Raw genomic sequence first — 23582 nt, forward strand, 5'->3', positions numbered from 1 at the left:
CAGCGCCCGGCGACAGGCCCCTCAGTCCGGTGAGGACATGAGAGGCACGGTCATCGGGCACCGCGGCACACTGTGTGGAACGGTTCGTCGCGTCAGGACGCGAGGACCTCGTCGAGGAGGGCCTCGGCCTTGTCCTCGTTGGTGTTCTCCGCGAGCGCGAGCTCGCTCACCAGAATCTGACGCGCCTTCGCGAGCATGCGCTTCTCACCCGCGGACAGCCCGCGCTCGCGCTCACGACGCCACAGGTCACGCACCACTTCGGCGACCTTGATGACATCGCCAGAAGCGAGCTTCTCCAGATTTGCCTTGTAGCGCCGGGACCAGTTCGTCGGCTCTTCGGCGTACGGTGCACGAAGCACCTCGAAGACCCGGTCCAGCCCGTCCTGGCCGACTACATCGCGAACGCCGACGAACTCCGCATTGTCCGCAGGCACACGAACCGTCAGGTCGCCCTGGGCGACCTTGAGCACCAAGTAGGTCTTGTCCACGCCTTTGATCTGGCGAGTTTCGATGGCCTCGATCAGCGCGGCCCCGTGATGGGGATAGACCACGGTGTCGCCAACCTTGAACGTCATGTGACAGGTACCCCTTCCGTGGCTATCCAGGGTAACACGAGAACTGACTGTTCTGAATGGCGTTTTCGCAGGTCAGGGCATATCTCAGGGCTTGACAACAGCGCCGGGGACGTGCTGCGGAGGGCTTCCGGAAGGGGGTATTCGCAGGTCGGAGGCGCTACGCGGACGGGGGGAAACGACCACGTTACACCTGGCGGGCGACCCCACCGACGTGATGTACGTCCCGTTTTGCCGGTTTCGAAGGCACGATACCGAACTACTCCGTCCGACTGGCGGGACACCGTACCGATCGGGTTCCGGCCCAATCCGGAATTGATCACGAAGCACCGTTCGAAGGAATCCCGGAAATTGATCACCGGTGGATCGTGAGTGGATCAGCAGTGGATCAGGAGTGGCCACCGGCCGATAAACGAACACGCCCGCAAGGGCCGTCGTGCGAACCCCCTGTACGGCCGGGCGTACCGCCCGGTCACCGTGGCCGGAGGGTCGGGTGCGGGGGCGGGGTGGCGGCTCGGTAACCTAAGCGCGCTGACACACCCTTAGGGCGGCTTTACCTCCCGCCTCCACGACCCTCCGTCCGTACGTCCAAGGAGTTGCCGCCGCCGTGAGCCGCAGCCTTCGACGCGGCGCCCTCGCCGCCGCCGCCACCGTGTTCTCGATCGGATCGCTCGCCGCCTGCGCCGCGGGCAACAACGCACAGACGCTGGAGATCAAGCCGGACAACGCGGCGGTCTCCAAGGGCGACATCAAGATCCAGAACGCGCTGGTGATCACCCAGGGCGAGAAGGAGAAGAAGGGCCCGGCCGTCGTGTCGGCGACCGTCTTCAACGCCGGCGACAAGCCGCAGACCCTTGACGCGATCACCCTCCCGGGTGCCAAGGGCAAGGTCGAGCTGAAGCCCGCGACGGGCGGCGGCAAGATCACCGTCCCGGCCGGCGGCTCGGTGATCCTGGGCGGCAAGGGCAACGCCTCGGCCGTGATCGAGGGCGGCCGCGAGGCCGTACAGGACGGCAACGCGCAGAAGGTCGTCTTCCAGCTGAGCTCCACCGGTGACGTCGCGCTGGAGGCCTTCGTCGTCCCGTCCACCGGCTACTACGCGGCCTACGGCCCGTCCGAGGCCCCGGCGGCCTCCCCGGCCGCGGGCGCGAACCCCTCGGGCGCCCCGTCCGCCGGCCCCGGCGCCTCGCCGTCGGGCAGCCCCTCGGGTACGCCGTCGAAGCCGGCCGGCGGTGCCACCGGCTCCCCGTCGGGCTCCCCCTCGGGCTCCCCGTCGGGCTCGGCCTCGACCGGCGCCGGCCACTGACGCGCCGGAAGCGGACACACGAGGAGGGCCCCACCCGGATCACCGGGTGGGGCCCTCCTCGTCGTACGCGTGCGGGCGGGGCTCAGGTCCCCTCCGCGGCCGGTCGGTCTACGGCTCGAACTTGTAGCCGAGACCGCGCACCGTGACCAGGTAGCGCGGCGCGCCCGGGTCCGGCTCGATCTTGGCGCGCAGGCGCTTGACGTGGACGTCGAGGGTCTTGGTGTCGCCGACGTAGTCCGCGCCCCAGACCCGGTCGATCAGCTGCATGCGGGTGAGCACTCGGCCCGCGTTGCGCAGCAGCATCTCCAGGAGGTCGAACTCCTTCAGCGGGAGGTCCACCTTCGCACCCGCGACCGTCACCACGTGGCGGTCGACGTCCATCCGCACCGGGCCGGCCTCCAGGGCCGCCGGGGTGACCTCCTCCGGCTCGCCGCGGCGCCGCAGCACCGCGCGGATGCGGGCGACCAGCTCCCGCGAGGAGAAAGGCTTGGTCACGTAGTCGTCGGCTCCTATTTCCAGCCCGACGACCTTGTCGATCTCGCTGTCCTTGGCGGTCACCATGATGACGGGCACGTTCGAGCGGCCGCGCAGCTGGCGGCAGACCTCGGTGCCGGGCAGCCCGGGCAGCATCAGGTCCAGGAGAACGAGGTCGGCGCCGTTGCGCTCGAACTCGTCCAGCCCGTCGGGCCCGGTCGCGGCGATGGCGACCTCGAAGCCCTCCTTGCGGAGCATGTAGGACAGGGCGTCGCTGAAGGATTCCTCATCCTCGACGACGAGCACTCGGGTCACGGAAGGACCTCCGGGGCAGGGGTGGTGGCAGGTTCTGGTTGGAGCACGGGTCTGGTCGGAGCCGGTGCGGCAGCCTCCGGAAGCCGCAGGGTGAACGTGGAGCCCTGACCCTCGGAGCTCCACACCGTGACCTCCCCGCCGTGCGAGGCGGCCACATGCTTCACGATCGCGAGGCCCAGGCCGGTCCCGCCGGTGGCGCGGGAGCGGGCCGGGTCGACGCGGTAGAAGCGCTCGAAGATGCGCTCCCGGTCCTTCTCGGGGATGCCGATGCCCTGGTCGGTCACGGCGATCTCGATCAGGTCCCCGCCCTGTGCGGGGACGCGGCGCGCGGCTATCCCGACCCGGGTGCGGGCCGGACTGTAGTTCACCGCGTTCTCCACGAGGTTGCCCAGGGCCGCCGCGAGCTGGCCGCGGTTGCCCCAGACCCGCAGGTCGGCGGTGCCGCCCGAGGCCATGGTGATCTGCTTGGAGGACGCCGTGTGGCGGCAGCGGTCGATGGCCTCGGCCACCAGCGTGTCCACCCGTACGGGTTCCGCGTCCTCCAGCGGGTCGTCGTTCTGGACCCGGGAGAGGTCGATGAGCTCCTGCACCAGGTTGGTCAGGCGGGTCGCCTCGATCTGCATGCGGCCGGCGAAGCGCATGACCGCCTCGGGGTCGTCGGAGGCGTCCATGACGGCCTCCGAGAGCAGGGAGAGCGCTCCCACGGGCGTCTTGAGCTCGTGGGAGACGTTCGCGACGAAGTCGCGCCGTACCGCTTCGATGCGACGGGCCTCGGTGAGGTCCTCGACCAGCAGGAGCACGAGCCGGGAGCCGAGCGGCGCCACCCGGGCGGAGACCGCCAGGGCCTCGCCGCGGCCGGTGCCCCGGCGCGGCAGGTCCAGCTCGACCTGCCGTATCTCGCCGTCGCGGCGGGTGTCGCGGGCCATGTGGAGCATCGGCTCGACGGCGAGCTTGCCGCCGCGCACGAGCCCGAGGGCGTACGCGGCGGAGCTGGCCTTGACGACCGCGTCCCCCTCGTCGAGCACGACGGCCGAGGAGCGGAGCACGGAGAGGACGGTGTCCACGCCGGGCGGAAGCACCGCGTTGATGTCGGGGCGCATGGCGCTCCGCGTCGGGCGGGCCTGGTCGCGCTCGCTCCAGCGGAACGCCAGCATGGCGATCACGCCGGTGCACAACCCGGCGATCGCTGCCGCTGCGGCGACCGCCGCGTTCACGTCCATGCATCCAGGTTAAGCAGGCACGACGACAGTTCCACAGCCGTTCGGGTGGCGTCTCGAACAGTCGTCGCCCAGAGTTCACCGTGGCGACGGGGTTGATTCATTTGTGATGCCGGAGTCGGACGCGTTTCCGGGTGAACGTGTCAACGTGGGGCAACGGGCCCCGGCCCCCGGGCGAGAAGGCAAGAGAGGGACAGCCACCATGCGGGACGCTTACCACGAGGAACTGGACTCGATCGGGGAAGGCCTGGTCGAAATGGCACGGCTGGTCGGTTCCGCCATCGGGCGGGCGACGACGGCCATGCTCGACGCCGACCTGAAGCTCGCCGAGAGCGTGATCGCGGCGGACCAGAAGGTCGACGACCTGCAGCACGACCTGGAGGCGCGGGCCATCGCGCTGCTGGCCCGGCAGCAGCCGGTCGCGACCGACCTGCGCATCGTGGTGACCTCGCTGCGCATGAGCGCCGACCTGGAGCGCTCCGGCGACCTGGCGCAGCACGTGGCGAAGCTGGCGCGGCTGCGCTTCCCGGACACCGCGGTGCCGCGGGACCTGCACGCGACGATCCTGGAGATGGGCCAGCTCGCGCAGCGCCTGATGGCGAAGGCGGCCGAGGTCATCATCACCAAGGACGTCGACCTGGCGCTCCAGCTGGAGACGGACGACGACGAGATGGACCAGCTGCACCGCACGCTGTTCCAGCACCTGATGGACGACCGCTGGAAGCACGGCATCGAGACGGCCGTGGACGTCACGCTGCTGGGCCGCTACTACGAGCGCTTCGCCGACCACGCGGTGTCGGTGGCCAAGCGCGTCGTCTACCTGGTGACGGGCGAGCACGCGGACGAGCTGCAGCCGCCGATCACGGTCGAGGGCGTCTGAGGGGTACGAGCCCCAATGCGCCGTTGACGCGCCGGTGCGGCTGGGCATGAATGAGGCGAAAGGCAGTACGACCCGACCCCGTACGCCTGCGAGGAGGAACCATGCCCGATTCCCCCGTCCCCATCACCCCGGAACATGACCAGCGGGACGCACCCGAACCCGTGCGCCTGCCACTGCTGGCGGCGTGCGGCTGCGGCTCGGGCTGCGGCTGCGGCTGCCAGTCCGGCGCCCCGTGCCAGTGCGGCTGACCCGGCCCACACCCACCGACGCCCCCGCCCGCGCAACGAACCGCGGCCGGGGGCGTCGGCGTGAGGCGTGGCGCTCCTTCTTGCCCCGGGCCTGACGGGCCCCTCGTTCGCCCCTGGCCAGAGGGGCGCGCACCCGCGGAGTTCGCGGAGGCCGCCGTCGACGACGAGGACGTGGCCGCAGCCGTGGTGGACGGGCGGCTGGTCCTCACCCTGACCGCCGAGGACACCTGGGGCGGTGACCCCGTCTGGCCGCCGGCCGGATACGGCTCCCGGACGGCTTGAGCGGATCCTCACCGCCGCGCGCAGACGAATGCCCCCGACCTGCGCCGTGTGCGCGGGTCAGGGGCATGATCGCTTTTCTTACTTCTTCTTGCCCTGGTTCTTGACGGCTTCGATCGCGGCCGCGGCGGCCGCCGGGTCGAGGTAGGTGCCGCCCGGGTTGAGGGGCTTGAAGTCGGCGTCGAGCTCGTAGGAGAGCGGGATGCCGGTGGGGATGTTCAGGCCCGCGATGTCGGCGTCGGAGATGCCGTCCAGGTGCTTGACCAGGGCGCGCAGGCTGTTGCCGTGCGCGGCGACCAGGACCGTGCGGCCCGCGAGGAGGTCCGGGACGATGCCGTCGTACCAGTACGGGAGCATGCGGACGACGACGTCCTTCAGGCACTCCGTCTTCGGGCGCAGCTCCGGCGGGATCGTCGCGTAGCGCGGGTCCTCGGACTGCGAGAACTCGGTGCCGTCCTCGAGGGCCGGCGGCGGGGTGTCGTAGGAGCGGCGCCACAGCATGAACTGCTCCTCGCCGAACTCGGCGAGGGTCTGGGCCTTGTCCTTGCCCTGGAGCGCACCGTAGTGGCGCTCGTTCAGGCGCCAGGAGCGGTGGACCGGGATCCAGTGGCGGTCGGCGGACTCCAGGGCGAGCTGCGCGGTGCGGATGGCGCGCTTCTGGAGGGACGTGTGGACCACGTCGGGCAGCAGGCCGGCGTCCTTGAGCAGCTCACCGCCGCGGACCGCCTCCTTCTCGCCCTTCTCGTTGAGGTTGACGTCCACCCAGCCGGTGAACAGGTTCTTCGCGTTCCACTCGCTCTCGCCGTGGCGGAGGAGGATCAGCTTGTACGGTGCGTCGGCCATGCGTACGAGCCTAATGGACGGGCCGGACCGCTCGCGCGCGGCGCCGGGCCCCGGTGGATTGACGGGCGGCGTCAATTCACTGGCGGCATCCACGAGGCCGTCTGTAACGTGCGGCCCTGTTGAGCGCCACTTACGCCAGTCATGCCGCCTTTGACGCCGCCGGGGGGATTTCCGAATGTCCGTTGCCTCTATGAGACGGGCGGCGCGCGAGAGCGTGTCCGGCCTGCCGCCCGCGTTCTGGTGGCTGTGGACGAGCACCCTGGTGAACCGCCTCGGGGCCTTCGTCGCCACGTTCATGACGATGTACCTGACCCTGGACCGCGGCTACTCCGCCTTCTTCGCGGGCCTCGTCGTCGCCCTGCACGGCCTGGGCGGGGTCATCTCCTCACTGGTCGCGGGCGTGATGACGGACCGGCTGGGGCGCCGGCCCACGATGCTGGCGGCGCAGGCCTCGACCGCGTTCTCGGTGGCCCTGCTCGGCTTCATGGAGCACCCGGCCGCGATCGCGGCGGTCGCCCTGCTGGTCGGCATGACCTCCAACGCCTCGCGCCCGGCGGTGCAGGCGATGATGGCCGACATCGTCCGGCCCGAGGACCGGGTGCGGGCGTTCGCGCTGAACTACTGGGCGATCAACCTCGGCTTCGCGGTCAGCTCGACGGCCGCCGGGTTCGTGGCCGAGTACAGCTACCTCGCCGGCTTCCTCGGCGAGGCGGCGCTGACGCTGGTCTGCGCGATCCTCGTGTACGTCAAGCTGCCCGAGTCCCGGCCGGAGCAGGCGGGGGACGGAGCGACGAAGGAGCGCTCCGGTGCGGACGGCGCGGCCGAGGTCCGGCTCGGCGGCGTACTGCGCGACCGGCGGTTCATGGGCGTCGTCGGCCTGTCGTTCCTGATCTCGCTGATCTTCACGCAGGGATCGGTCGGCCTGCCCGTGGCCATGGGCCAGGAGGGCTTCTCGCCGGGCGACTACGGCCTGGTCGTCGCCGTCAACGGCATCCTGATCGTCGTCCTCCAGCTCCCGGTCACCCGCCTCATCGAGCACCGTGACCCGCAGAAGCTGCTGGTCGTCTCGTCGGTCCTGGCCGGCTACGGCTTCGCGCTGACCGCCTTCGCGGGCTCGCTGTGGGCGTACGCGCTGACGGTGCTCGTCTGGACGCTGGCGGAGATCGTGAACTCCCCGACCCAGATGGGCCTGGTCGTCCGGATGTCCCCGGTCCACGGACGCGGCCGCTACCAGGGCGTCTACACGATGTCGTGGGCGGTCGCCTCGCTGGTGGCCCCGCTGATGGCGGGCTTCGTGATCGACCGGTACGGGGCGGAGTGGCTGTGGGCGGCCACGGGCGTCCTCGGCACGGTGGCGGGCCTGGGGTACTGGGCGCTGATGCGCGACCTTCCGGCGGAGACGGAACCGGCGGCGGAGGGGGCGGGACCGGGACCGGTTGGGGGCGCGGGAAAGGGCACGGGGACGGATCCGGAGCCGGAGCCGGAGCCGGAGCCGGCTCGGGTGCACGGGTAGGGGCGGCGCCGGCCACCGTCCCGCCCGCCGACCGGCCGGGGCCTGTCCGGCCCCGATCGGCCGGACGGGACCCGGGTCAGCGGGACGGCTGGGTCAGGTGGCGGAACGCGTCGAGGTTGTGGGTGGGTTCGCCGCGCGAGACGCGCCAGGCGTACTCGCGGCGGATCGCGCTCGCGAAGCCCAGTTCCAGCAGCGTGTTGAAGCCGCCGTCCGCCGCCTCCAGGACGACGCCGAAGAGACGGTCCAGCTCGTCGGGGGTGACCGCCGACAGCGGGAGCTTGCCCGCCAGGTAGACGTCGCCGAGCTGGTCCACGGCGTACGAGACGCCGTAGAGCTTGAGGTTGCGTTCGAGCAGCCAGCGGTGGACGCCGGCCTCGTTCTCGTCCGGGTGGCGGATCACGAACGCGTTGATGGACAGCGAGTGCCGGCCCACCAGCAGCGAGCAGGTCGTCGACAGCTTGCGCGTACCGGGGAGCTTGACCACGTACGAGCCGGGCTCGGGGGATTCCCACTCCAGCTCGGCGTCGGTCAGGGTGCGCTCGATGATCGCCGAGTGATCGGCGGGGTCAGCCACGTCAGCCATGGTGGGAGCGTACGCGACGGCGGTGATCATGCATCGCCGCTGTGTACACGTCCGCCGTGCCGGCCGCGGCGGTGTCCCAGCCGAAGAACCGCGCGTGCCGCGCCGCCTCCCGGCCCATCCGCTCCGCCAGCCCCGGGTCGTCGGCGAAGGCGCGCAGCCGTGCGGCGTAGTCGGCCGGGTCGTGGCCGGGTACGAGCAGGCCGGTCACCCCGTCGTTGACGGCCACCGGCAGCCCGCCGACCTCGGCGGCGAGCACCGGCGTGCCCGTGGCCTGTGCCTCGAGCGCGACGAGCCCGAAGGACTCGTTGTACGACGGCATGACCAGCACGGACGCGGCCCGGAACCAGTCCGCGAGCCGGTCCTGGCCGACCGGCGGGTGGAAGTGCACCAGGTCGGCGATGCCCAGCTTGGCGGCGAGCTTCTGCAGCCCCTCGGGCTTGGCGAGCCCGCTGCCGCTGGGCCCGCCGACGACGGGGACGAAGAGCCGGCGGCGCAGCGAGGGGTCCTGGTCGACGAGGACCGCCACCGCGCGCAGCAGGATGTCGGGGGCCTTCAGCGGCTGGATGCGGCCCGCGAAGAGCGGTATGAGGGCGTCCTGCGGCAGGCCCAGGCGGGCGCGGGCCGCGGCCCGGCCGTCACCGACGGTGAAGCGGTCGAGGTTGACGCCGGGGTGGACGACGGCGACCTTGCCGGGGTCGGCGTCGTAGTGGCGTACGAGCTCGTCGGCCTCTTCGGCGGTGTTGGCGATCAGCCGGTCGGCCGCGGCCACGATCTGGGTCTCGCCGATGACGCGGGCGGCCGGCTCGGGCGTGTCGCCCTCGGCCAGCGCGGCGTTCTTGACCTTGGCCATGGTGTGCATGGCGTGGACGAGCGGTACGCCCCAGCGCTGGGCGGCGAGCCAGCCGACGTGGCCGGAGAGCCAGTAGTGGGAGTGGACGAGGTCGTAGTAGCCGGGGCGGTGGCCGGCCCACGCCTGCATGACGCCGTGGGTGAAGGCGCACAGCTGGGCGGGCAGCTCCTCCTTGGCCAGGCCCTCGTACGGACCGGCGTCGACGTGCCGTACGAGCACACCGGGCGCGAGCTCGACGGCGGGCGGGAGGCCGCCGGCCGTGGCGCGCGTGAAGATCTCGACCTCGATGTTGATCGCGGCCAGCCGTCGGGCGAGCTCGACGATGTAGACGTTCATGCCGCCCGCGTCGCCCGTACCGGGCTGGTGCAGGGGCGAGGTGTGGACGCTGAGCATGGCCACGCGGCGCGGCTTGCGGTGGTGCCCGACGGCGGGCAGGCGCAGGCGGGGGCCGTCGGTGTGGCGGGCCATGCGGCCGGCGGCGAGCCTGCCTCCGAGCCGGGACACGTACTGACTCAAGGGAGCAGTCCTCTCGGTCGGGGCATCTGGGGCGGCTGACGGGTACGAACGGGCACTGACGAGTACTGACGGGCACTGACAGGTACTGGGTACTGACAGCTACTGACGGGCATCGCGGAAGGAGCGCCGGCGGCACCCTTCGCCAGGTGCAACCAGCACGGACCCGCCCGGCATTCCGCCCGGACCGGATTGCTCCGCGGTTTGCCGGATTTTTATCGGGGCGGGTCACTCCGCTTACTCTCGGCTCATGGCCCCCCGCACCCCTCCCCCGAGCCGCCCCGTGGGCACGGTGACGCGCGGGACGACCAATCCGAACCGGCTGCGCCGCATGGACCGCTGGATTGCTGCCACGCACGGGCCCGCGCTGCGGCGGGCGGACGCGCCGGTCGCCGTGGACCTGGGGTACGGGGCGGCTCCGTGGACGGCGGTCGAGCTGCTGTCCCGGCTGCGGGTGGCGGCCCCGCGCGTCCGGGTCGTCGGCATCGAGATCGAACCGGCGCGGGTCACGGGCGCCAAGCCGTACGAGCGGGAGGGGCTGGCCTTCCGGCACGGCGGGTTCGAGGTGCCGCTGGACGGCGGGGAGCGGCCGGCGCTGATCCGGGCGGCGAACGTGCTGCGCCAGTACGACGAGCAGCAGGTCGAGGAGGTCTGGGGGCGGCTGTGCGCGCGGCTGACGCCGGGCGGCCTGCTGGTCGAGGGGACCTGCGACGAGATCGGGCGGCGGCACGTGTGGGTCGCACTGGGGCCCGAGGGGGCGCGCACGGTGACGTTCGCGACCCGGCTGGGCTCCTTGGAGCGCCCGTCGGACCTGGCGGAGAGGTTGCCGAAGGCGCTGATCCACCGGAATGTGCCGGGGGAGGCGGTGCACGCGTTCCTGCGGGACTTCGACCGCGCGTGGGCGGCGGCCGCGCCGTACGCGTCGCTGGGCGCCCGGCAGCGGTGGATCCGTACGGCGCGGTCGCTGGCGGTGGACTGGCCGCTGACGGACGGTCCGCGGCGGTGGCGGCAGGGGGAACTGACGGTGCGGTGGGACGCACTGCGTCCGAACGGGTGAGCGCGGCCGGTGGGGGAACCGGGAACGGATGCGGCCCGTTGAGCCGCATGGGGGAAGGAGCATGATCCGGAATGACATCCACACGTCTGTTGGATTTCGCCGAGTCGTGCCACCATCCCGGGGGTGATGGAAGTTACTGACGAATAGTCAGATCTGCTGGGGGGTCCGGACCATGAACCGACGGCGACGGCTGCACGGCGCATCGGCGCTCACACTGCTCTGCGCCATGGCCATAGTGGCGGTCACCGGCGTCACGGGGATCTCGGGGACGGCCTACGCCGCGCCCACTCCCCCACCGGCGCCCGGCAGCACGTCGCCGGGCAGCACGTCGCCGGGCGGCGCCCCTCCCGCGACGCCCACCGGGCCCGGTGCGCGCGGGGGCAAGTCGCTGGAGCAGGTCCGCAAGGAGATAGAGGAGCTCTACCGCCAGGCCGGCACCGCCACGGACGCGTACAACCTCGCCGAGAGCGAGGCCAAGGCGCAGTCCGAGAAGATCGTCGAGATCGCGAAGAAGGTGCAGGAGGGGCAGGAGCGGATCGCCACGCTGAAGAACAAGGCGGGGGCGGCCGCCCGCGCCCAGTACCGCTCGGGCGGCATGCCGCCGAGCGCGCAGCTGGCGCTGAGCAGCAATCCGAGCCAGTTCCTCATCGGCGCCGACCTGTTGCGCCAGGGCCAGAAGGCCACGGCGGACACGGTCACCGAACTGACGCGGACGCAGAAGGACTTGCAGCAGTACGCCGTCGACGCGAGCATGCGCTGGCAGACGCTGGAGGCCAACCGGGTCAAGGCGGAAGAGGCGAAGAAGCAGGTCGAGACCAAGATCAAGGCGGCGGAGGAGCTGGAGAGCAAGCTGGAGGCCGAGGAGAAGGCCCGGCTGCTCCAGCTCGAACAGGAAGCGCAGTACAAGGCGCAGACGGCCTGGCTGTCCACGGGCGTGCTGAAGGAGATCAACGGCACGGCCACGGACGCCGGGACGAAGGCCGTGCAGTTCGCCACCGCCCAGATAGGCAAGCCGTACGTGTGGGGTGCGCAGGGGCCGGGGTCCTTCGACTGCTCGGGGCTGACCTCGCAGGCGTGGCGGGCGGCGGGCAAGGGCATCCCGCGGACCTCGCAGGAACAGCTGCGGCTGCTGCCGAAGGTCGCGGTCAAGGACATGCGGCCCGGCGACCTGATCATCTACTTCGACGACGCGAGCCATGTCGCCCTGTACGTCGGCGACGGCGCGATGGTCCACGCCCCCCGCCCCGGCCGCAACATCACGATGGCGGGCGCGGGCTCGATGCCCATCAAGGCCATCGTCCGCCCGGACGCGTAGCGGGGCCGGGAAGCCGGCCCGAGGAGCCGGGGCCGGGAACGCGCGCGGAGCTCGCCGCGCAGCCAGGGGCACGGAGGGGAGTCGCGGGGGTGCGGAGGGTGCGGGGAGACCGCGGGCGGTGGGGGCCTGTGACGTTGCCGGACCGTGATGTACGTCATCGCGCGACCTGGGACTTCGCGGCGGATAACGGCATATGCCGGAGGCCGGGGCCGCTCATGGCATTCCGCTGGCCCGTCCGCTCCCGCTAGGGTCTGCCACGAGCGCAGCCTCGGGGGGAGGGAAGGAACCGGAAACGATGCCCGTACCCGTACCGCGGCAGAGGGACACCCCGGCCGTGGAGAGCGGTCAGGCCGTTCTGTCCGCCGCGCATACCGCAGCCGCACCACAGGCCCTGACCCTGCTGGTGATCGAGGACGACCCCGCCGGCGGTCTCACCGTCCCGGAGATCCTCGACGCCGACGGCCACCGCATCCGGCTGCGGAACGCCCGCAACCTCACCGAGGCGACGCGTCTCCTCACGCCGGACGTCCACTGCATCCTGCTCGACCTGGCGCTGCCGGGCGGCCCCGGCACCCGTACGGCGGGCGCCGACACCGCGGTCGACGAGCTGGCCACCCTCCGCGAGGTGCTCCGTATCGCGCCGCGCCACGCCGTGCTCGTCCTGACGGCCGAGGCCGACGCCGAGCGGGCCGCCGAGGCGGTACGGGTCGGCGCGCAGGACTTCCTCTTCCGCGACGAGCTGGACGAGCGGCTGCTGAGCCGCGCCATCCGCTACGCCGTCGAGCGCAAGCGGGCCGACATCGCGCAGTACAAGCTCGCGGAGTCGAAACTCCGGGCCCAGGAGAACGCCCGCCTGGAGCGCGGCCTGCTGCCCAACCCCCTCCTGGAGGGCTCCGACCTCCGCTTCGCCGCCCGCTACCACGCCGGCCGCAGCCGGGCCCTGCTCGGCGGAGACTTCTACGACACCGTCCGCACCCCGGACGGCACGGTCCACGCGATGATCGGCGACGTCTGCGGCCACGGCCCGGACGAGGCGGCCCTCGGCGTGGAACTGCGGATCGCCTGGCGGGCGCTGACGCTGGCGGGCCTGTGCGGCGACGCGCTGCTGTCCACGCTCCAGGAGGTGCTGGAGGCCGAGCGCCCCTGCGAGGAGATCTTCGCGACGGTCTGCACGGTCGACATCACCCCGGACGGCCGCCGGGCCGGCCTGTGCCTGGCCGGCCACCCGGCCCCGCTGATAGCCCGTCCGGGGCGCCCGGCGCGGCTGCTGCCGTACGAGAACAGCGGCCCGGCCCTCGGCCTGCTCCCCCACGCCCGCTGGCCGCGCCGCCAGGTGGAGCTGGGCGGCACGTGGAGCCTGATGCTGTACACCGACGGCCTGATCGAGGGCCGGATCGGGGAGGGCCGCGAGCGGCTGGGCCAGGACGGCATGGTCGAGATGATCAACCGGCACCTGACCCGTGGCCTGCGCGGGGAGGGCCTGCTGGAGGCGGCCGTCACCGAGGCCCGCCGCCTCAACGGCGGCGAGCTGACCGACGACGTGGCCGTCGTCCTCCTCGACCGTGCGTCGGGCTCCGTCCGGGCACCGGGTCCGGGTCCGGGTCCGGAGCAGGGCGTGTCCGTGGGACTGTGACGACAGGGTCTAGCGGGCCCAGCGGGCCTAGCGGTTGCCGTTGTACGGGCCGTAGGGCCCGTCGCTGCTGCTGCCGCCACGGCGCCGGCCGCCGCCCGACACCTGCTTCAGGGCGGGCCGCACGTCCACCATGAAGATGATCGTCGCGATCAGGCCGGCGATCTGGAGGAACAGCATCCCCCTGAGGTAGCCCCAGAAGACCAGGAAGTCGAAGAGGACCGTGAGGCCGAGGACGACGCCCCAGAACGTCTTGGACTGCTTGTCGGCCGCGCGGTAGGCATCACTGCGCGCGCCCACCGCGATGACGCAGGCGACGACGGCGAACAGCAGCATGCCGATGTCGAACAGCACAAAGAGGGAATCGAACCTCTCCATCAACATGTCGTCTACCGCCTCTGACGCGTCAGCGCTTCGTTGCTCGGGTGCTTCGGTGCTTCGTTGCCGCGGTGCTGCTCGCGGAGCGGAATCGCTCCCGTGCCCCCACGCTACCCATAGAACGGGCCGGACACCCCGAAGGTGCCCGGCCCGGCCGTCCGGCGGCGCGCGCGGCGCAGCCGCTCGGCTCCCCGCTCAGCTCTCGTCGCCCGCCGCCGCGGCGGCGGCCGGCTTCTTGGCCGCGTTCCTGCGCGCGGCGGGCTTCTTGGCGGCCGGCTTGCCGTCCTCGGCCGCCGCGGGCTCCTCGGCCGACGCCCCGGCCGACGCGTCCGCGTCCGCCGACGCCTGCGGCTTCGGGTCCGGCTCGACGGCCCCGGCGATCTCGACGATCTCCTCGGAAACCTCGCCGCGCCAGGCGCGCACGGCCTGCTCACCGTGCTCGGCGACCTTGTCGTACGTCTCCTTGGCGCGCACCGCGTACTCGGCGGCGACGCCGACCCCGCGCAGCGCGAGGTCCTGTGCGGTCTCGCCGAACTTCTTCGGGTCGAACGCCCCCAGCACCTCGGCGACCTTGGCGGTCACCACGTCCTGGGCCTGCTTGGCCTTCTCCTGCACGACCTTGGGGTCGGTGTTGCGCACGGCCTCGATGCGCGCCGGCGCCTCGGCCCGCAGCTGCTCGATCAGGGCCGGCACCTTCTTGGCCTGCTGCACGGCGAGGTCCGCGGTGCCGGCGGCGAAGTAGAGGGGGGTGGGGTCGGCGAGGGTCTTCTTCAGGTCATCGGCGATGGCCATGCTGCTGGTCCTCCCGGATCACAGTTCAGTTCGTGGACGGCATCTCGTCGCTCTCCGCACCGTCGCCATCCCCGTCGAGGGCGTTCTCCTTGCGGAAGGACTCGTAGATCTGGAGCAGCACCTGCTTCTGCCGCTCGTTTATGGACGGGTCGGCCAGGATGGCGGCGCGCGTCTCCACCTCGTCCCGGTCCCGCTCGTCCAGGATCCCGGCCTGCACGTACAGCGTCTCCGCGGAGATCCGCAGCGCCTTCGCGAGCTGCTGGAGGATGTCCGCGCTCGGCTTGCGCAGCCCGCGCTCGATCTGGCTCAGGTACGGATTCGACACCCCCGCGGCGTCGGCGAGCTGCCGCAGCGAGAGCTGGGCCTGCCTCCGCTGCTCGCGCAGGTACGCGCCGAGATTTCCGACGTTGAGCGATGCCATGCCCCGATCCTGCCGCACCTTGCTAACTATTGCAAGCACCTGCTTGCAATAGTGTTCCTCGGCGGGACACGGGACACTCAGCCCCTGCTCAGCCCTTGCGCGGCTGGTTGAAGCGCAGCATGTTGCCCGCCGGGTCGCGGAAGGCGCAGTCACGGACGCCGTACGGCATGTCCGTCGGCTCCTGGAGCACCTCGCCGCCCGCCGCGCGGACCCGCTCGAAGGTGGCGTCCACGTCATCAGTGGAGAAGATCACGCCGCGCAGCAGGCCCTTGGCCAGCAGCTCGGTCATGGCCTGCCGGTCGGCCGGCGAGGCGTTCGGGTCCGCGGCCGGCGGTTCCAGGACGATCTCCACGTCCGGCTGGTCGGGCGAGCCGAGGGTGACCCAGCGCATCCCCTCGAACGCCACGTCGTTGCGGACCTCCAGGCCGAGCGCGTCCCGGTAGAAGGCGAGCGCCTTGTCATGGTCGTCGACGGCGATGAAGCACTGGGACAGTTTGATGGTCATGCCGCCGACGCTACGGCCGATCGCCGCCGTCCGCCTGCCCGGCACCGGTGCCGGCAGCGGCACCTGTCCCCGCCCCGGACGCCGCCCCCGGCCTGCGCACCGGCCGCGTGAAGATCTTGGCGACGCACGCCGGAACGGCCGCGCCCGGTTCGTGCCGGCGGGCCCGGTACGCGCTCGGGGTCTCCCCCACCAGCTCCGTGAAGCGCGAGCTGAACGACCCCAGCGACGTACAGCCGACGGCGAAGCAGACCTCCGTCACGCTCAGGTCCCCGCGCCGCAGCAGCGCCTTGGCCCGCTCGACGCGGCGGGTCATCAGGTAGCTGTACGGGGTCTCCCCAAAGGCAGCCCGGAAGCTGCGGGAGAAGTGGCCGGGCGACATGAGGGCGACGCGCGCCAGGGCCGGGACGTCGAGGGGCTGCGCGTAGTCGCGGTCCATCGTGTCCCGGGCCCGGCGCAGCCGTACGAGGTCCTCCAGCGTCATCCCGTCAGCGTACGCCCGCCCCGCCGCCGGGGACTCAGTCCTCGAAGCCCTGCTCGGCCAGGATCTTGTCGATGCGGGCGCGGTGCGCGGCCTCCCACGCGTCGAGGGATTCCCCGGCCTCCCCGGCCAGCTTCGCCAGCGCGTCGGCCAGCACCCGTTCCCGGCGGGCGGCCGGTACGACCACCACACCCTCCTCGTCGGCCACCACGACGTCGCCCGCGTGGACCTCCACACCGCCGACCCGCACCGGGACGCCCAGCGGCCCGGCGACCGCCTTCGCCCCCGGGAAGGGGACGACGCCCCTGGCGAACACCGGGAAACCCATCTCCCGTACCTCGCCGAGGTCCCGGATCACCCCGTCGAGCACGAAGGCGGCGATCCCGCGCCGCTGCGCGACGGCGCAGACGTTCCCGCCGGCCAGCGCGTAGTCGAGATCGCCCGACTCCACGACGATGACGGAACCGGGCTCCGCCCGGTGAATGGCCGCGTGCAGCATCAGGTTGTCCCCGGCGGGACACCGCACCGTGAACGCCGGCCCGGCCACCCGCGGCACCGGCCCCCACAACGGCCGCATCCCGCCGTCCATGACCTGCCCCCGCCCCAGCAGATCGGCCAGCGTGGTCGGCGGCACCCCCAGGAACCCCGCACCGTCACTCATACGACTCCTCCGTCCCTCCGGTACGCCCTGCCCGCCCGCGCCCAGCGTACGTACGCCGGGGTCCGCGGGACACGGTCACCCCGCCGTCACCCCGGCCGCCTCCCGCGTGCCGATCACCACCGTCGCGTGGAGGTCCTCCGAGGTGACCGCGCGGACCGCGAGGCCCGCGGCCGTCAGGGCCGAGGCCGTGTGGGGGGCCTGGCGGGCGCTGGTCTCGATCAGGAGGTGGCCGCCCGGGGCGAGCCAGGCCGGGGCCGCCTCCGCGACGCGGCGCTGGACGGACAGGCCGTCCGGGCCGCCGTCGAGGGCGGTGCGGGGTTCGTGGTCGCGGGCCTCGGGGGGCAGCAGGCCGATGGCGTCCGTGGGGACGTACGGGGCGTTGGCCACCAGGACGTCCACGCGGCCGCGCAGGGTGGTCGGCAGGGCCTCGTACAGGTCGCCCTCCCAGACCGTGCCGCCGGCCCGCGCGACGTTGCGGCGGGCGTAGCCGAGCGCCACCGGGTCGATGTCGGCCGCGTGCAGTTCCACGCCGAAGCCCTGCTCCGCCGCCACCGCCGCGCCGACCGCGCCCACCCCGCAGCACAGGTCCAGCACCACCGCGCCCGGCCGGGCCAGCGCCGCCGCCTCGCGCACCAGGAACTCCGTACGCCGCCGCGGTACGAAGACCCCCTCGCCCACGGCCATCCGCAGACCGCAGAACTCCGCCCAGCCCACCACGTGTTCCAGCGGTTCGCCGGCCGCCCGGCGGGCCACCATCGCGGCCAGCTCCTCGGCGGATCCGGCGGCCGAGCCGAGCAGTTCGGCCTCCTCCTCCGCGAAGACGCAGCCCGCCGCCCGCAGGGTCTCGATGATCGTCAATCCCACGTCAGTCCCTTCAACGGTCAGCGGCGGTCAGAAGATGTCCGGGCACCACGGGCGGCGCGCCGTGCGGAACATCCGGTCCGCCCGCGCGACCGCGCCCGGCCGCTCCTCGGCGATCCGCCCGAGCGCCGCCAGCCGCACCGCCGAGGCCTCGCCGAGGTAGAGGGAGCCCAGTTCGGACACGTCCAGGCGGAGGTCCGCCGGCTCCTCGGTCCGCTCGCACACCGCCGTGCCGTCCGCCGCCGCGGCCAGCCGGTAGCGGCCATCGGCCAGGCCCATCCGGTCGGTCACCTCCAGCACCAGCGTGCCGGGCACCTCGTACGTACGGGCCCCCAGCGCCCGTACGACGTCCAGCAGCCGCACCCACACGGAGTCCGCCACCGTCACCGGCCGGGCCGCCCGCGGGTCGGGCAGCAGGTCGACGAGGATGTCGTCCGGGGCGCGGTAACCGGTACGGACCTTGATCACCCAGTCGATCGAGCACAGGTACTGCCACAGCGCCCGCTCCGCCCGCGGACCCACGGCCAGCAGGTCGTTGACCTGAAGGGTGTTCAGCGGCCGCTTGTCGTCGGTCCACTGCTCGTCGACCCGGTAGGCGGCGTATCCGTCGATCTCCCCCTCCGGGGAGCGGTAGACCACGAACAGCTGCTCCTTGTACGGCCGGTACGAGGGCCGCTCGACCCCGGTCTCCAGCTCCCAGACGCGCGGCTGGCGGCTGACCACGCCCGCCGTGCGCGCCCGCAGCCGGTCGTGCAGCACGGGCCCGAACTCCCTTACCTCCGCCGCCTCCGCGAAGTCGAGCCGGCCGCCGCACTCCGGGGCGCTCCAGCGCGGGTCGAGGCCGGCGCGCGGTACGTCGATCTCCCACTCCACGAGGGACGACGCGGGCCCGTAGCCGTACCGGCCGTAGATCGGGTACTCGGCGGCGATCAGCGTGGAGAGCACGTCCCCGCGGGCCTGCGCGGCGTCGAGCTCGGCCCGCATCATCCGGCTGAGCAGGCCCTGCCGGCGGTGGGTGGAGAGGACGGCGACGTTCGTGACCGCGGCCGAGCTCACGGCGGCGCCGCCGGGCACGGTCAGCTCCTGCGCGAAGGAGCGGAACGTGGCCACGCAGCGCCCGGTCAGCCCGTCGAACGCGCCCTGGACCCGGGTGAAGTCCGTCGACTTCGCCCGGACGGCGACATCGTCCTCGGTGAGCTGCGGCGGGGCGAGGAAGCCGATCAGGTTGGCGTTGAGCCAGTCGGAGAACTCGGACGGGGCGATGAGACGGACGTCGGCACTCATAACCGGCCACGCTAATCGCCGACCGGCCGGCCGGTCTCCCGAATTTCCGCCGGCCGGATCCCGCCCGGCGCCCCGGGCCCGGCGCGCGCCGCCCGGTGGCCGCCGGCGTCACACCAGCAGGTCGTCCACCTGGGCCTCGCCCTCGCGGTAGCGCCGGGTGATCTCCGCGCTGCAGTCGTCGGCGGTCCGCTGCAACTGCTGGCGCCGCCGCGAGACCTGCTGCTCGTAGCGCACCAGCCGGGCCATCGCCTCGTGCAGCTCCGCGTCCGTACGGGCGCCGAGGTCCGACAGTTCGACGTCGGAGAGCATCTCGGCGGCCAGCAGCCGGAACTCCTCGTTGTGCGGGGTCCCGAGCGTGACGTGGCGGGCCGAGGCGCTGCGCCGGGACGGGGCGTCGGCGAGGATCTCCGAGAGCCGTTCGACGACCCCCCCGACGGGGGTCTCGGGCGCGGCGGGCGCCTCGGGGTCGGCCCGGCGGGCCAGTTCGGCGCGCAGGATGTCGATCCGGCCCTGGAGGAGTCTGCGGATGTAGCTGAGATCGGCCTCGTCGCGCTGCGCGTCGCGGCGCAGCGCGCGCAGCGCGGGCAGCCCCAGCGCGGCGGCCGCGGCCGGGCCGCCTTCGTCACCGGTGTCCCGGTCGGCGTGGCCGGTGCGCTGGGCGGGTGGTCGGACCGCGGCAGCGCTGACGGAAGACGTGGCCGGTGATGTGGCCGGTGATGCGGCCGGTACGGATGAGGTACCCGAAGTATTCATACGAACGTGTCCGTCCCCTCGACCGGTGCTCGGGGTCTCCCCGGCCCCGATGGCCCCGGGGGAAGCACCGCCTGTGTGCATCGTGCCACTCACCGTGGCGCACCCCGGGCGCAGTCCACCCGATCGGCCCCGGACGGGTGCACGCCTGGTACACAGGTGGTATGCGAGCAGTGGTGCAGAGGGTGGACGGCGCGAGCGTCGTCGTGGCCGGCGAGACCGTGGGCGAGATCGTGGGCGAGGGATTGTGCGTCCTGGTGGGGGTGACCCACGACGACACCCCGGAGAAGGCGGCGCTGCTGGCGCGCAAGCTGTGGTCGGTACGGCTGCTGGAGGGCGAGAAGTCCTGCAGCGACATCGACGCGCCGCTGCTGGTGATCTCCCAGTTCACGCTCTACGGCGACGCCCGCAAGGGCCGCCGCCCCACGTGGAACGCGGCCGCGCCGGGCCCGGTCGCCGAGCCGCTGGTCGACGAGGTCGTGGCCCAGCTGCGGGCGCTCGGCGCGACCGTGGCGACGGGCCGGTTCGGGGCGGACATGCGCGTCTCGCTCACCAACCACGGCCCGTTCACCATCGTCATCGACATGTGAGCGGCGGAGAGCCCGCCCCCTACGGCGCTACGGCGCAACGGCGCTACGGCGCCACCACGACCTCCTGCGCCGCCGCCGTCGTCCCCACCAGCAGCGGCGCGTCCACCGGAACGTTCCGCTTGACCAGCGCCAGCGCGATCGGGCCCAGCTCGTGGTGGCGCACCGCGGTGGTCACGAAGCCGAGCTGGCGGCCCTCGGCACCGTCGGCGGCCAGCCGTACCGGCGTACCGTGCGGCGGCAGGTGCACCTCGGAACCGTCCAGGTGCAGGAAGACCAGCCTGCGCGGCGGCTTGCCCAGGTTGTGGACCCGGGCGACCGTCTCCTGGCCGCGGTAGCAGCCCTTCTGCAGGTGCACGGCGGTGCCGATCCAGCCCAGCTCGTGCGGGATCGTGCGGTGGTCGGTCTCCAGGCCCAGCCGCGGCCGGTGCGCCTCGACGCGCAGCGCCTCGTACGCCAGGAGCCCGGCGGCCGGGCCGTGGGACGCGGCGAACGCCTCCAGCTCGGCGCGCGGCAGGAAGACGTCGCGGCCGTGCGCGGTCTCCCGTACGACGTACTCCTTGGGGACGTCCGCGATCGAGCCGGCGGGCAGGTGGACGACCGCGAAGTCGGCGGTGCGGTCGGCGACTTCCACCCGGTAGAAGAACTTCATCGACTCCAGGTAGGCGATCAGCGCCTCCTGGGTGCCCGGCTCGACGTGCGCCCACACCGTCTCGCCGTCGTCGACGAGGTAGAGGGCGTGCTCGATGTGCCCGTTGGCGGACAGGATCAGCGCTTCGGTGGCCCGGCCCGGCGGCAGTTCGGTCACGTGCTGGGTGATCAGCAGGTGCAGCCAGCTCAGCCGTTCGGAGCCGGTGACGGCGACGACACCACGGTGCGAGAGGTCGACGAAACCACGGCCGTCCGCGAGGGCGCGCTGCTCTCCGTACAGCTCGCCGTAGTGGGCGGCGACGCCCTCGTCACGGCCTTCGGCCGCCACGGCGCCGGGAAGATTGAGCAAAGGGCTGGTCATGAGCCCAAGCCTACGACTCGTCCGCCCGGTGCTTGGCGGCGCACTTGGCGCACAGTCCGAAGATCGCGAAGTGCTTCATGTCGGTCTCGAAACCGAAGGCGGCGCGCAGCTTCGCGGTGAACTCGGAGGCGATGTCCTGGTCGGCCTCGATCACGTCCGAGCAGTCCCGGCACACCAGGTGGATGTGGTGGTGCCGGTCGGCGAGGTGGTACGTGGGGGCGCCGTGCCCGAGGTGGGCGTGGCTGACGAGGGCGAGCTCCTCCAGGAGCTCCAGCGTGCGGTAGACGGTGGAGATGTTGACCCCGGAGGCGGTCTTGCGCACCTCGGCGAGGATCTCGTCCGGGGTGGCGTGCTCCAGGGTGTCGACCGCTTCCAGGACAAGCTGGCGCTGCGGTGTCAGCCGGTAGCCGCGCTGCCGCAGGTCGCTCTTCCAGTCGGTGCTCACCACGGGGCCAGTGTAAGCGCGCGAAGGGGACCGCGGGACTGCTCACGCGGTCCCGTGGTCCCCTCGGAGGACAATCCGGGCGGCCTACCGGAAGAAGGCGATGCCGTCGTCCGGCATGTCCGGGAGGTTGCGCGCCATCTCGGCGACCTCCTCGGGCGTGACGACCTTCTTGAGCTGCGCGGACATGTACGGGCGCAGCTCGACGTCCGGGGTGGCCTTCTCGCCGACCCACATCAGGTCGCTCTTGACGTAGCCGTACAGGCGCTTGCCGCCGCTGTACGGGCCGGAGGCCGCGGTGCGCGCGACGGCGTCGGTGACCAGGTCGATCTGCGGCTTGCCGTCGGCGAGCTCGCCGTACCAGACCTCGACGACGCCCTGGTCGCGGACCATGACGATCTCGACCTTGCGGTCCTTGTCGATGCGCCAGTAGCCGGACTCGGACTCCAGGGCCCGGACCTTGTTGCCCTCGGCGTCGAGGACCCAGGTGTGCGAGGTGTACTCCAGGAAGTCCCGGCCGTCGTGGCCGAAGACGACCTCCTGGCCGAAGTTGCACTTCTCTTCACCGGGGAAGTCGAAGACGCCCGCGCCCTCCCAGGTGCCGAGGAGGAAGGCGAGGGGGACGAGGCCCGGGTTCAGGTCGGACGGGATCTGGATCATGAATGGCTGCTCAGGCGATCTGTGGGAGGGGTTCCGGGGCGGTCAGCGGCAGGTGCTCAGCGCTGACCCTGGTACAGCTTCTTCACGGCGAGGACGGTGAAGGCGAGGACGCCGACGCAGACCAGGACCAGCAGGGAGGTGAAGACTGCCTCAAGCACGGGGTGCTCCTCGGAGGTGTTCGTTCGGGCGGAAACGGGCCGGTCCCCAAGCCTACTGGCCCGGGGACCGGCGCACTCTGTGAGGTCCGCCGTACCGGTCGCCGCCCGGTCGCCCGGCGGCGTCCCGGCGGCGTCCCGGCGGGCCGCTAGCGGCCGAGCAGCTGGTGCTGGAGGATCACCGTCTGGTGCAGCGGAACCGCGGGCACCTCGCCCTTGCGGGTCTGGACGATCACGGCCCGGATGTCGCCGGCCTTGACGCAGCCGTTGGCCAGCTGCTCGTCACCTGCGGGCAGCGGCTCCCGGTAGACCTCGGCGTCGCTGCCGGTGCCCGCGGCCAGCGCCCGGCCGGTCTGCCCGACCAGGGCGGCGCGCCAGACCGGGTCCCGCTCCAGGACGGGCACGCCGCCGAGGCCGGCGTCGGGGCCGCAGCCGTGGAAGGCGTGCATGAATCCCGAGGAGTGAAAGCGCAGCAGGTAGACATGGGTGCGGGTGCCGTCCGGCATGGTCCAGCCGCGGCCGGCGATCTGCCGCAGGCCGTCCTGCTCCAGGCCGGCCTTGAGCCGGGGCCGGACGTCGGCGGCGTACTCCTCCAGGAACGCGTCGACCGGGACGACGCCGTCCTTGCCCGCCTTGACCGTGTCGTCCGGGCGGGAGCCGGCGGGCGCGGGCAGCAGCAGCTGGCTCAGCGCCGCGTAGTGCGTGCCGTCCTTGTTGTCCGGGGCGAAGGGCAGCGGTGCGCCGGCCGGCAGCGCGGGCCTGACCAGGTCCGGGTACGTCCAGCGGCCGTCGGCCTCGGTGGCCAGGCCCGGGAGGTCGGTGCGCTCGGCCCGGGCGACCCCGTACGCGACCGCGGAGCCGACGGCGGCGAACACGACGACGGCGGCCGTCCAGCGCAGGGCGGCGCGCAGCCGGCACCGGTCCCGGGGGGCGGGCGGGGCGCCGACGTCGGCGGTGGGCTGCTCGGACGTCCCCGCCGGCTCGGGCTTCTCGGACATGTC

At 72.5% G+C, this 23582-nt stretch carries 27 protein-coding genes; 8 read left to right on the forward strand and 19 right to left on the reverse strand.

Annotated features, from left to right (window positions below; translation table 11 throughout):
- Positions 1 to 92: 92 nt before the first annotated feature.
- The gene (locus ACZ6KO_RS31220) at positions 93 to 575 is read right to left on the reverse strand and encodes a CarD family transcriptional regulator (protein ID WP_003953493.1); all 483 of its coding nucleotides are present in this window, start codon (positions 573 to 575) and stop codon (positions 93 to 95) included.
- 604 nt (positions 576 to 1179) lie between these two features.
- On the opposite strand from ACZ6KO_RS31220, the gene ACZ6KO_RS31225 reads away from it, so the two are divergent.
- Entirely contained in the window at positions 1180 to 1878 is a 699-nt protein-coding gene (locus ACZ6KO_RS31225) for a copper chaperone PCu(A)C domain-containing protein (protein WP_469307344.1), read from the forward strand.
- 108 nt (positions 1879 to 1986) lie between these two features.
- Here the strand turns inward: ACZ6KO_RS31225 and phoP are convergent, their stop codons facing one another.
- Entirely contained in the window at positions 1987 to 2658 is a 672-nt protein-coding gene (gene phoP, locus ACZ6KO_RS31230; protein WP_466527820.1) for a two-component system response regulator PhoP, read from the reverse strand.
- A gap of 5 nt (positions 2659 to 2663) precedes the next feature.
- The gene (phoR, locus tag ACZ6KO_RS31235) at positions 2664 to 3887 is read right to left on the reverse strand and encodes a two-component system sensor histidine kinase PhoR (protein ID WP_469307345.1); all 1224 of its coding nucleotides are present in this window, start codon (positions 3885 to 3887) and stop codon (positions 2664 to 2666) included.
- Positions 3888 to 4086: 199 nt separating this feature from the next.
- Between phoR and phoU the strand changes: the two genes are divergently transcribed.
- Positions 4087 to 4764 carry a phosphate signaling complex protein PhoU gene (phoU, locus tag ACZ6KO_RS31240; protein WP_401453803.1) on the forward strand — a complete coding sequence of 226 codons (678 nt, stop codon included), beginning with the start codon at positions 4087 to 4089 and terminating at the stop codon, positions 4762 to 4764.
- A gap of 101 nt (positions 4765 to 4865) precedes the next feature.
- Complete coding sequence (locus tag ACZ6KO_RS31245) at positions 4866 to 5012, forward strand: hypothetical protein (protein WP_469307346.1); 147 nt, start codon at positions 4866 to 4868, stop codon at positions 5010 to 5012.
- Between the two features lie 360 nt (positions 5013 to 5372).
- Here ACZ6KO_RS31245 and ACZ6KO_RS31250 read toward each other — a convergent pair whose 3' ends face one another.
- The gene (locus ACZ6KO_RS31250; protein ID WP_401453805.1) at positions 5373 to 6134 is read right to left on the reverse strand and encodes a phosphoglyceromutase; all 762 of its coding nucleotides are present in this window, start codon (positions 6132 to 6134) and stop codon (positions 5373 to 5375) included.
- A gap of 175 nt (positions 6135 to 6309) precedes the next feature.
- On the opposite strand from ACZ6KO_RS31250, the gene ACZ6KO_RS31255 reads away from it, so the two are divergent.
- A complete protein-coding gene (locus tag ACZ6KO_RS31255; RefSeq protein WP_469307347.1) occupies positions 6310 to 7647 on the forward strand; it encodes an MDR family MFS transporter in 1338 nt (445 codons plus the stop codon).
- Positions 7648 to 7723: 76 nt separating this feature from the next.
- Here the strand turns inward: ACZ6KO_RS31255 and ACZ6KO_RS31260 are convergent, their stop codons facing one another.
- Positions 7724 to 8230, reverse strand: coding sequence for a type III secretion system chaperone family protein (locus ACZ6KO_RS31260; protein WP_469307348.1), 507 nt, complete (start codon positions 8228 to 8230; stop codon positions 7724 to 7726).
- On the reverse strand, positions 8223 to 9596 hold the full coding sequence (gene mshA, locus ACZ6KO_RS31265) for a D-inositol-3-phosphate glycosyltransferase (protein WP_469307349.1): 1374 nt from the start codon (positions 9594 to 9596) through the stop codon (positions 8223 to 8225). Before mshA ends, ACZ6KO_RS31260 begins: the two co-directional genes overlap by 8 nt.
- Positions 9597 to 9843: 247 nt before the next feature.
- Here mshA and ACZ6KO_RS31270 point away from each other — a divergent pair, with 247 nt between their 5' ends.
- The 3 genes from ACZ6KO_RS31270 to ACZ6KO_RS31280 all read left to right on the forward strand — a co-directional run bounded on the left by ACZ6KO_RS31270 (position 9844) and on the right by ACZ6KO_RS31280 (position 13598).
- Positions 9844 to 10650, forward strand: a complete 807-nt coding sequence (locus ACZ6KO_RS31270; protein ID WP_469307350.1) for a class I SAM-dependent methyltransferase — start codon at positions 9844 to 9846, stop codon at positions 10648 to 10650.
- A gap of 172 nt (positions 10651 to 10822) precedes the next feature.
- Positions 10823 to 11965: a C40 family peptidase gene (locus tag ACZ6KO_RS31275; RefSeq protein WP_469307351.1), complete on the forward strand. Its 1143-nt coding sequence runs from the start codon at positions 10823 to 10825 to the stop codon at positions 11963 to 11965.
- A 295-nt stretch (positions 11966 to 12260) separates the two neighbouring features.
- Entirely contained in the window at positions 12261 to 13598 is a 1338-nt protein-coding gene (locus ACZ6KO_RS31280) for a PP2C family protein-serine/threonine phosphatase (RefSeq protein WP_469307352.1), read from the forward strand.
- Positions 13599 to 13625: 27 nt separating this feature from the next.
- Here ACZ6KO_RS31280 and ACZ6KO_RS31285 read toward each other — a convergent pair whose 3' ends face one another.
- The 9 genes from ACZ6KO_RS31285 to ACZ6KO_RS31325 form a co-directional block, all read right to left on the reverse strand.
- Positions 13626 to 13979 carry a DUF2516 family protein gene (locus tag ACZ6KO_RS31285; RefSeq protein WP_401453812.1) on the reverse strand — a complete coding sequence of 118 codons (354 nt, stop codon included), beginning with the start codon at positions 13977 to 13979 and terminating at the stop codon, positions 13626 to 13628.
- A 189-nt stretch (positions 13980 to 14168) separates the two neighbouring features.
- Positions 14169 to 14765, reverse strand: a complete 597-nt coding sequence (locus ACZ6KO_RS31290) for a hypothetical protein (protein ID WP_469307353.1) — start codon at positions 14763 to 14765, stop codon at positions 14169 to 14171.
- A 25-nt stretch (positions 14766 to 14790) separates the two neighbouring features.
- On the reverse strand, positions 14791 to 15186 hold the full coding sequence (locus tag ACZ6KO_RS31295) for a helix-turn-helix domain-containing protein (RefSeq protein ID WP_469307354.1): 396 nt from the start codon (positions 15184 to 15186) through the stop codon (positions 14791 to 14793).
- A gap of 88 nt (positions 15187 to 15274) precedes the next feature.
- Positions 15275 to 15691, reverse strand: coding sequence for a VOC family protein (locus tag ACZ6KO_RS31300; protein WP_469307355.1), 417 nt, complete (start codon positions 15689 to 15691; stop codon positions 15275 to 15277).
- 10 nt (positions 15692 to 15701) lie between these two features.
- Entirely contained in the window at positions 15702 to 16172 is a 471-nt protein-coding gene (locus ACZ6KO_RS31305; RefSeq protein ID WP_469307356.1) for a helix-turn-helix domain-containing protein, read from the reverse strand.
- Between the two features lie 34 nt (positions 16173 to 16206).
- Positions 16207 to 16830, reverse strand: coding sequence for an RraA family protein (locus ACZ6KO_RS31310; protein ID WP_469307357.1), 624 nt, complete (start codon positions 16828 to 16830; stop codon positions 16207 to 16209).
- Between the two features lie 75 nt (positions 16831 to 16905).
- Positions 16906 to 17694, reverse strand: coding sequence for a putative protein N(5)-glutamine methyltransferase (locus ACZ6KO_RS31315; protein WP_469307358.1), 789 nt, complete (start codon positions 17692 to 17694; stop codon positions 16906 to 16908).
- A 27-nt stretch (positions 17695 to 17721) separates the two neighbouring features.
- Positions 17722 to 18975 carry a GNAT family N-acetyltransferase gene (locus tag ACZ6KO_RS31320; protein ID WP_469307359.1) on the reverse strand — a complete coding sequence of 418 codons (1254 nt, stop codon included), beginning with the start codon at positions 18973 to 18975 and terminating at the stop codon, positions 17722 to 17724.
- A 108-nt stretch (positions 18976 to 19083) separates the two neighbouring features.
- Positions 19084 to 19728, reverse strand: a complete 645-nt coding sequence (locus tag ACZ6KO_RS31325; protein ID WP_469307360.1) for an RsiG family protein — start codon at positions 19726 to 19728, stop codon at positions 19084 to 19086.
- Between the two features lie 161 nt (positions 19729 to 19889).
- On the opposite strand from ACZ6KO_RS31325, the gene dtd reads away from it, so the two are divergent.
- Positions 19890 to 20315 carry a D-aminoacyl-tRNA deacylase gene (gene dtd, locus ACZ6KO_RS31330; RefSeq protein WP_401453827.1) on the forward strand — a complete coding sequence of 142 codons (426 nt, stop codon included), beginning with the start codon at positions 19890 to 19892 and terminating at the stop codon, positions 20313 to 20315.
- A gap of 43 nt (positions 20316 to 20358) precedes the next feature.
- Here dtd and ygfZ read toward each other — a convergent pair whose 3' ends face one another.
- From ygfZ to ACZ6KO_RS31350, 4 genes are all read right to left on the reverse strand, one after another.
- Positions 20359 to 21324, reverse strand: a complete 966-nt coding sequence (gene ygfZ, locus ACZ6KO_RS31335) for a CAF17-like 4Fe-4S cluster assembly/insertion protein YgfZ (RefSeq protein WP_469307361.1) — start codon at positions 21322 to 21324, stop codon at positions 20359 to 20361.
- Between the two features lie 10 nt (positions 21325 to 21334).
- A complete protein-coding gene (locus tag ACZ6KO_RS31340; protein WP_469307362.1) occupies positions 21335 to 21772 on the reverse strand; it encodes a Fur family transcriptional regulator in 438 nt (145 codons plus the stop codon).
- An 81-nt stretch (positions 21773 to 21853) separates the two neighbouring features.
- Positions 21854 to 22426: a heme-binding beta-barrel domain-containing protein gene (locus ACZ6KO_RS31345; protein ID WP_401453830.1), complete on the reverse strand. Its 573-nt coding sequence runs from the start codon at positions 22424 to 22426 to the stop codon at positions 21854 to 21856.
- A gap of 304 nt (positions 22427 to 22730) precedes the next feature.
- A complete protein-coding gene (locus tag ACZ6KO_RS31350; protein WP_469307406.1) occupies positions 22731 to 23579 on the reverse strand; it encodes a hypothetical protein in 849 nt (282 codons plus the stop codon).
- Positions 23580 to 23582 lie beyond the last annotated feature (3 nt).

The sequence above is a fragment of the Streptomyces sp. NPDC042102 genome (assembly GCF_055582305.1).

What these genes read in the sequence shown, in the direction of transcription:
- phoR (WP_469307345.1), bottom strand. Translation starts at nt 3,887, where the DNA reads ATGGACGTGAACGCGGCGGTCGCCGCAGCGGCAGCGATCGCCGGGTTG.
- ygfZ (WP_469307361.1), bottom strand. Translation starts at nt 21,324, where the DNA reads ATGACCAGCCCTTTGCTCAATCTTCCCGGCGCCGTGGCGGCCGAAGGC.
- ACZ6KO_RS31250 (WP_401453805.1), bottom strand. Translation starts at nt 6,134, where the DNA reads ATGGCCGACGCACCGTACAAGCTGATCCTCCTCCGCCACGGCGAGAGC.
- ACZ6KO_RS31255 (WP_469307347.1), top strand. Translation starts at nt 6,310, where the DNA reads ATGTCCGTTGCCTCTATGAGACGGGCGGCGCGCGAGAGCGTGTCCGGC.
- ACZ6KO_RS31275 (WP_469307351.1), top strand. Translation starts at nt 10,823, where the DNA reads ATGAACCGACGGCGACGGCTGCACGGCGCATCGGCGCTCACACTGCTC.
- ACZ6KO_RS31260 (WP_469307348.1), bottom strand. Translation starts at nt 8,230, where the DNA reads ATGGCTGACGTGGCTGACCCCGCCGATCACTCGGCGATCATCGAGCGC.
- ACZ6KO_RS31270 (WP_469307350.1), top strand. Translation starts at nt 9,844, where the DNA reads ATGGCCCCCCGCACCCCTCCCCCGAGCCGCCCCGTGGGCACGGTGACG.
- ACZ6KO_RS31345 (WP_401453830.1), bottom strand. Translation starts at nt 22,426, where the DNA reads ATGATCCAGATCCCGTCCGACCTGAACCCGGGCCTCGTCCCCCTCGCC.
- ACZ6KO_RS31245 (WP_469307346.1), top strand. Translation starts at nt 4,866, where the DNA reads ATGCCCGATTCCCCCGTCCCCATCACCCCGGAACATGACCAGCGGGAC.
- ACZ6KO_RS31350 (WP_469307406.1), bottom strand. Translation starts at nt 23,579, where the DNA reads ATGTCCGAGAAGCCCGAGCCGGCGGGGACGTCCGAGCAGCCCACCGCC.
- ACZ6KO_RS31310 (WP_469307357.1), bottom strand. Translation starts at nt 16,830, where the DNA reads ATGAGTGACGGTGCGGGGTTCCTGGGGGTGCCGCCGACCACGCTGGCC.
- phoU (WP_401453803.1), top strand. Translation starts at nt 4,087, where the DNA reads ATGCGGGACGCTTACCACGAGGAACTGGACTCGATCGGGGAAGGCCTG.
- ACZ6KO_RS31285 (WP_401453812.1), bottom strand. Translation starts at nt 13,979, where the DNA reads ATGTTGATGGAGAGGTTCGATTCCCTCTTTGTGCTGTTCGACATCGGC.
- ACZ6KO_RS31290 (WP_469307353.1), bottom strand. Translation starts at nt 14,765, where the DNA reads ATGGCCATCGCCGATGACCTGAAGAAGACCCTCGCCGACCCCACCCCC.
- ACZ6KO_RS31320 (WP_469307359.1), bottom strand. Translation starts at nt 18,975, where the DNA reads ATGAGTGCCGACGTCCGTCTCATCGCCCCGTCCGAGTTCTCCGACTGG.
- ACZ6KO_RS31300 (WP_469307355.1), bottom strand. Translation starts at nt 15,691, where the DNA reads ATGACCATCAAACTGTCCCAGTGCTTCATCGCCGTCGACGACCATGAC.
- ACZ6KO_RS31280 (WP_469307352.1), top strand. Translation starts at nt 12,261, where the DNA reads ATGCCCGTACCCGTACCGCGGCAGAGGGACACCCCGGCCGTGGAGAGC.
- ACZ6KO_RS31220 (WP_003953493.1), bottom strand. Translation starts at nt 575, where the DNA reads ATGACGTTCAAGGTTGGCGACACCGTGGTCTATCCCCATCACGGGGCC.
- ACZ6KO_RS31295 (WP_469307354.1), bottom strand. Translation starts at nt 15,186, where the DNA reads ATGGCATCGCTCAACGTCGGAAATCTCGGCGCGTACCTGCGCGAGCAG.
- ACZ6KO_RS31325 (WP_469307360.1), bottom strand. Translation starts at nt 19,728, where the DNA reads ATGAATACTTCGGGTACCTCATCCGTACCGGCCGCATCACCGGCCACA.
- dtd (WP_401453827.1), top strand. Translation starts at nt 19,890, where the DNA reads ATGCGAGCAGTGGTGCAGAGGGTGGACGGCGCGAGCGTCGTCGTGGCC.
- ACZ6KO_RS31305 (WP_469307356.1), bottom strand. Translation starts at nt 16,172, where the DNA reads ATGACGCTGGAGGACCTCGTACGGCTGCGCCGGGCCCGGGACACGATG.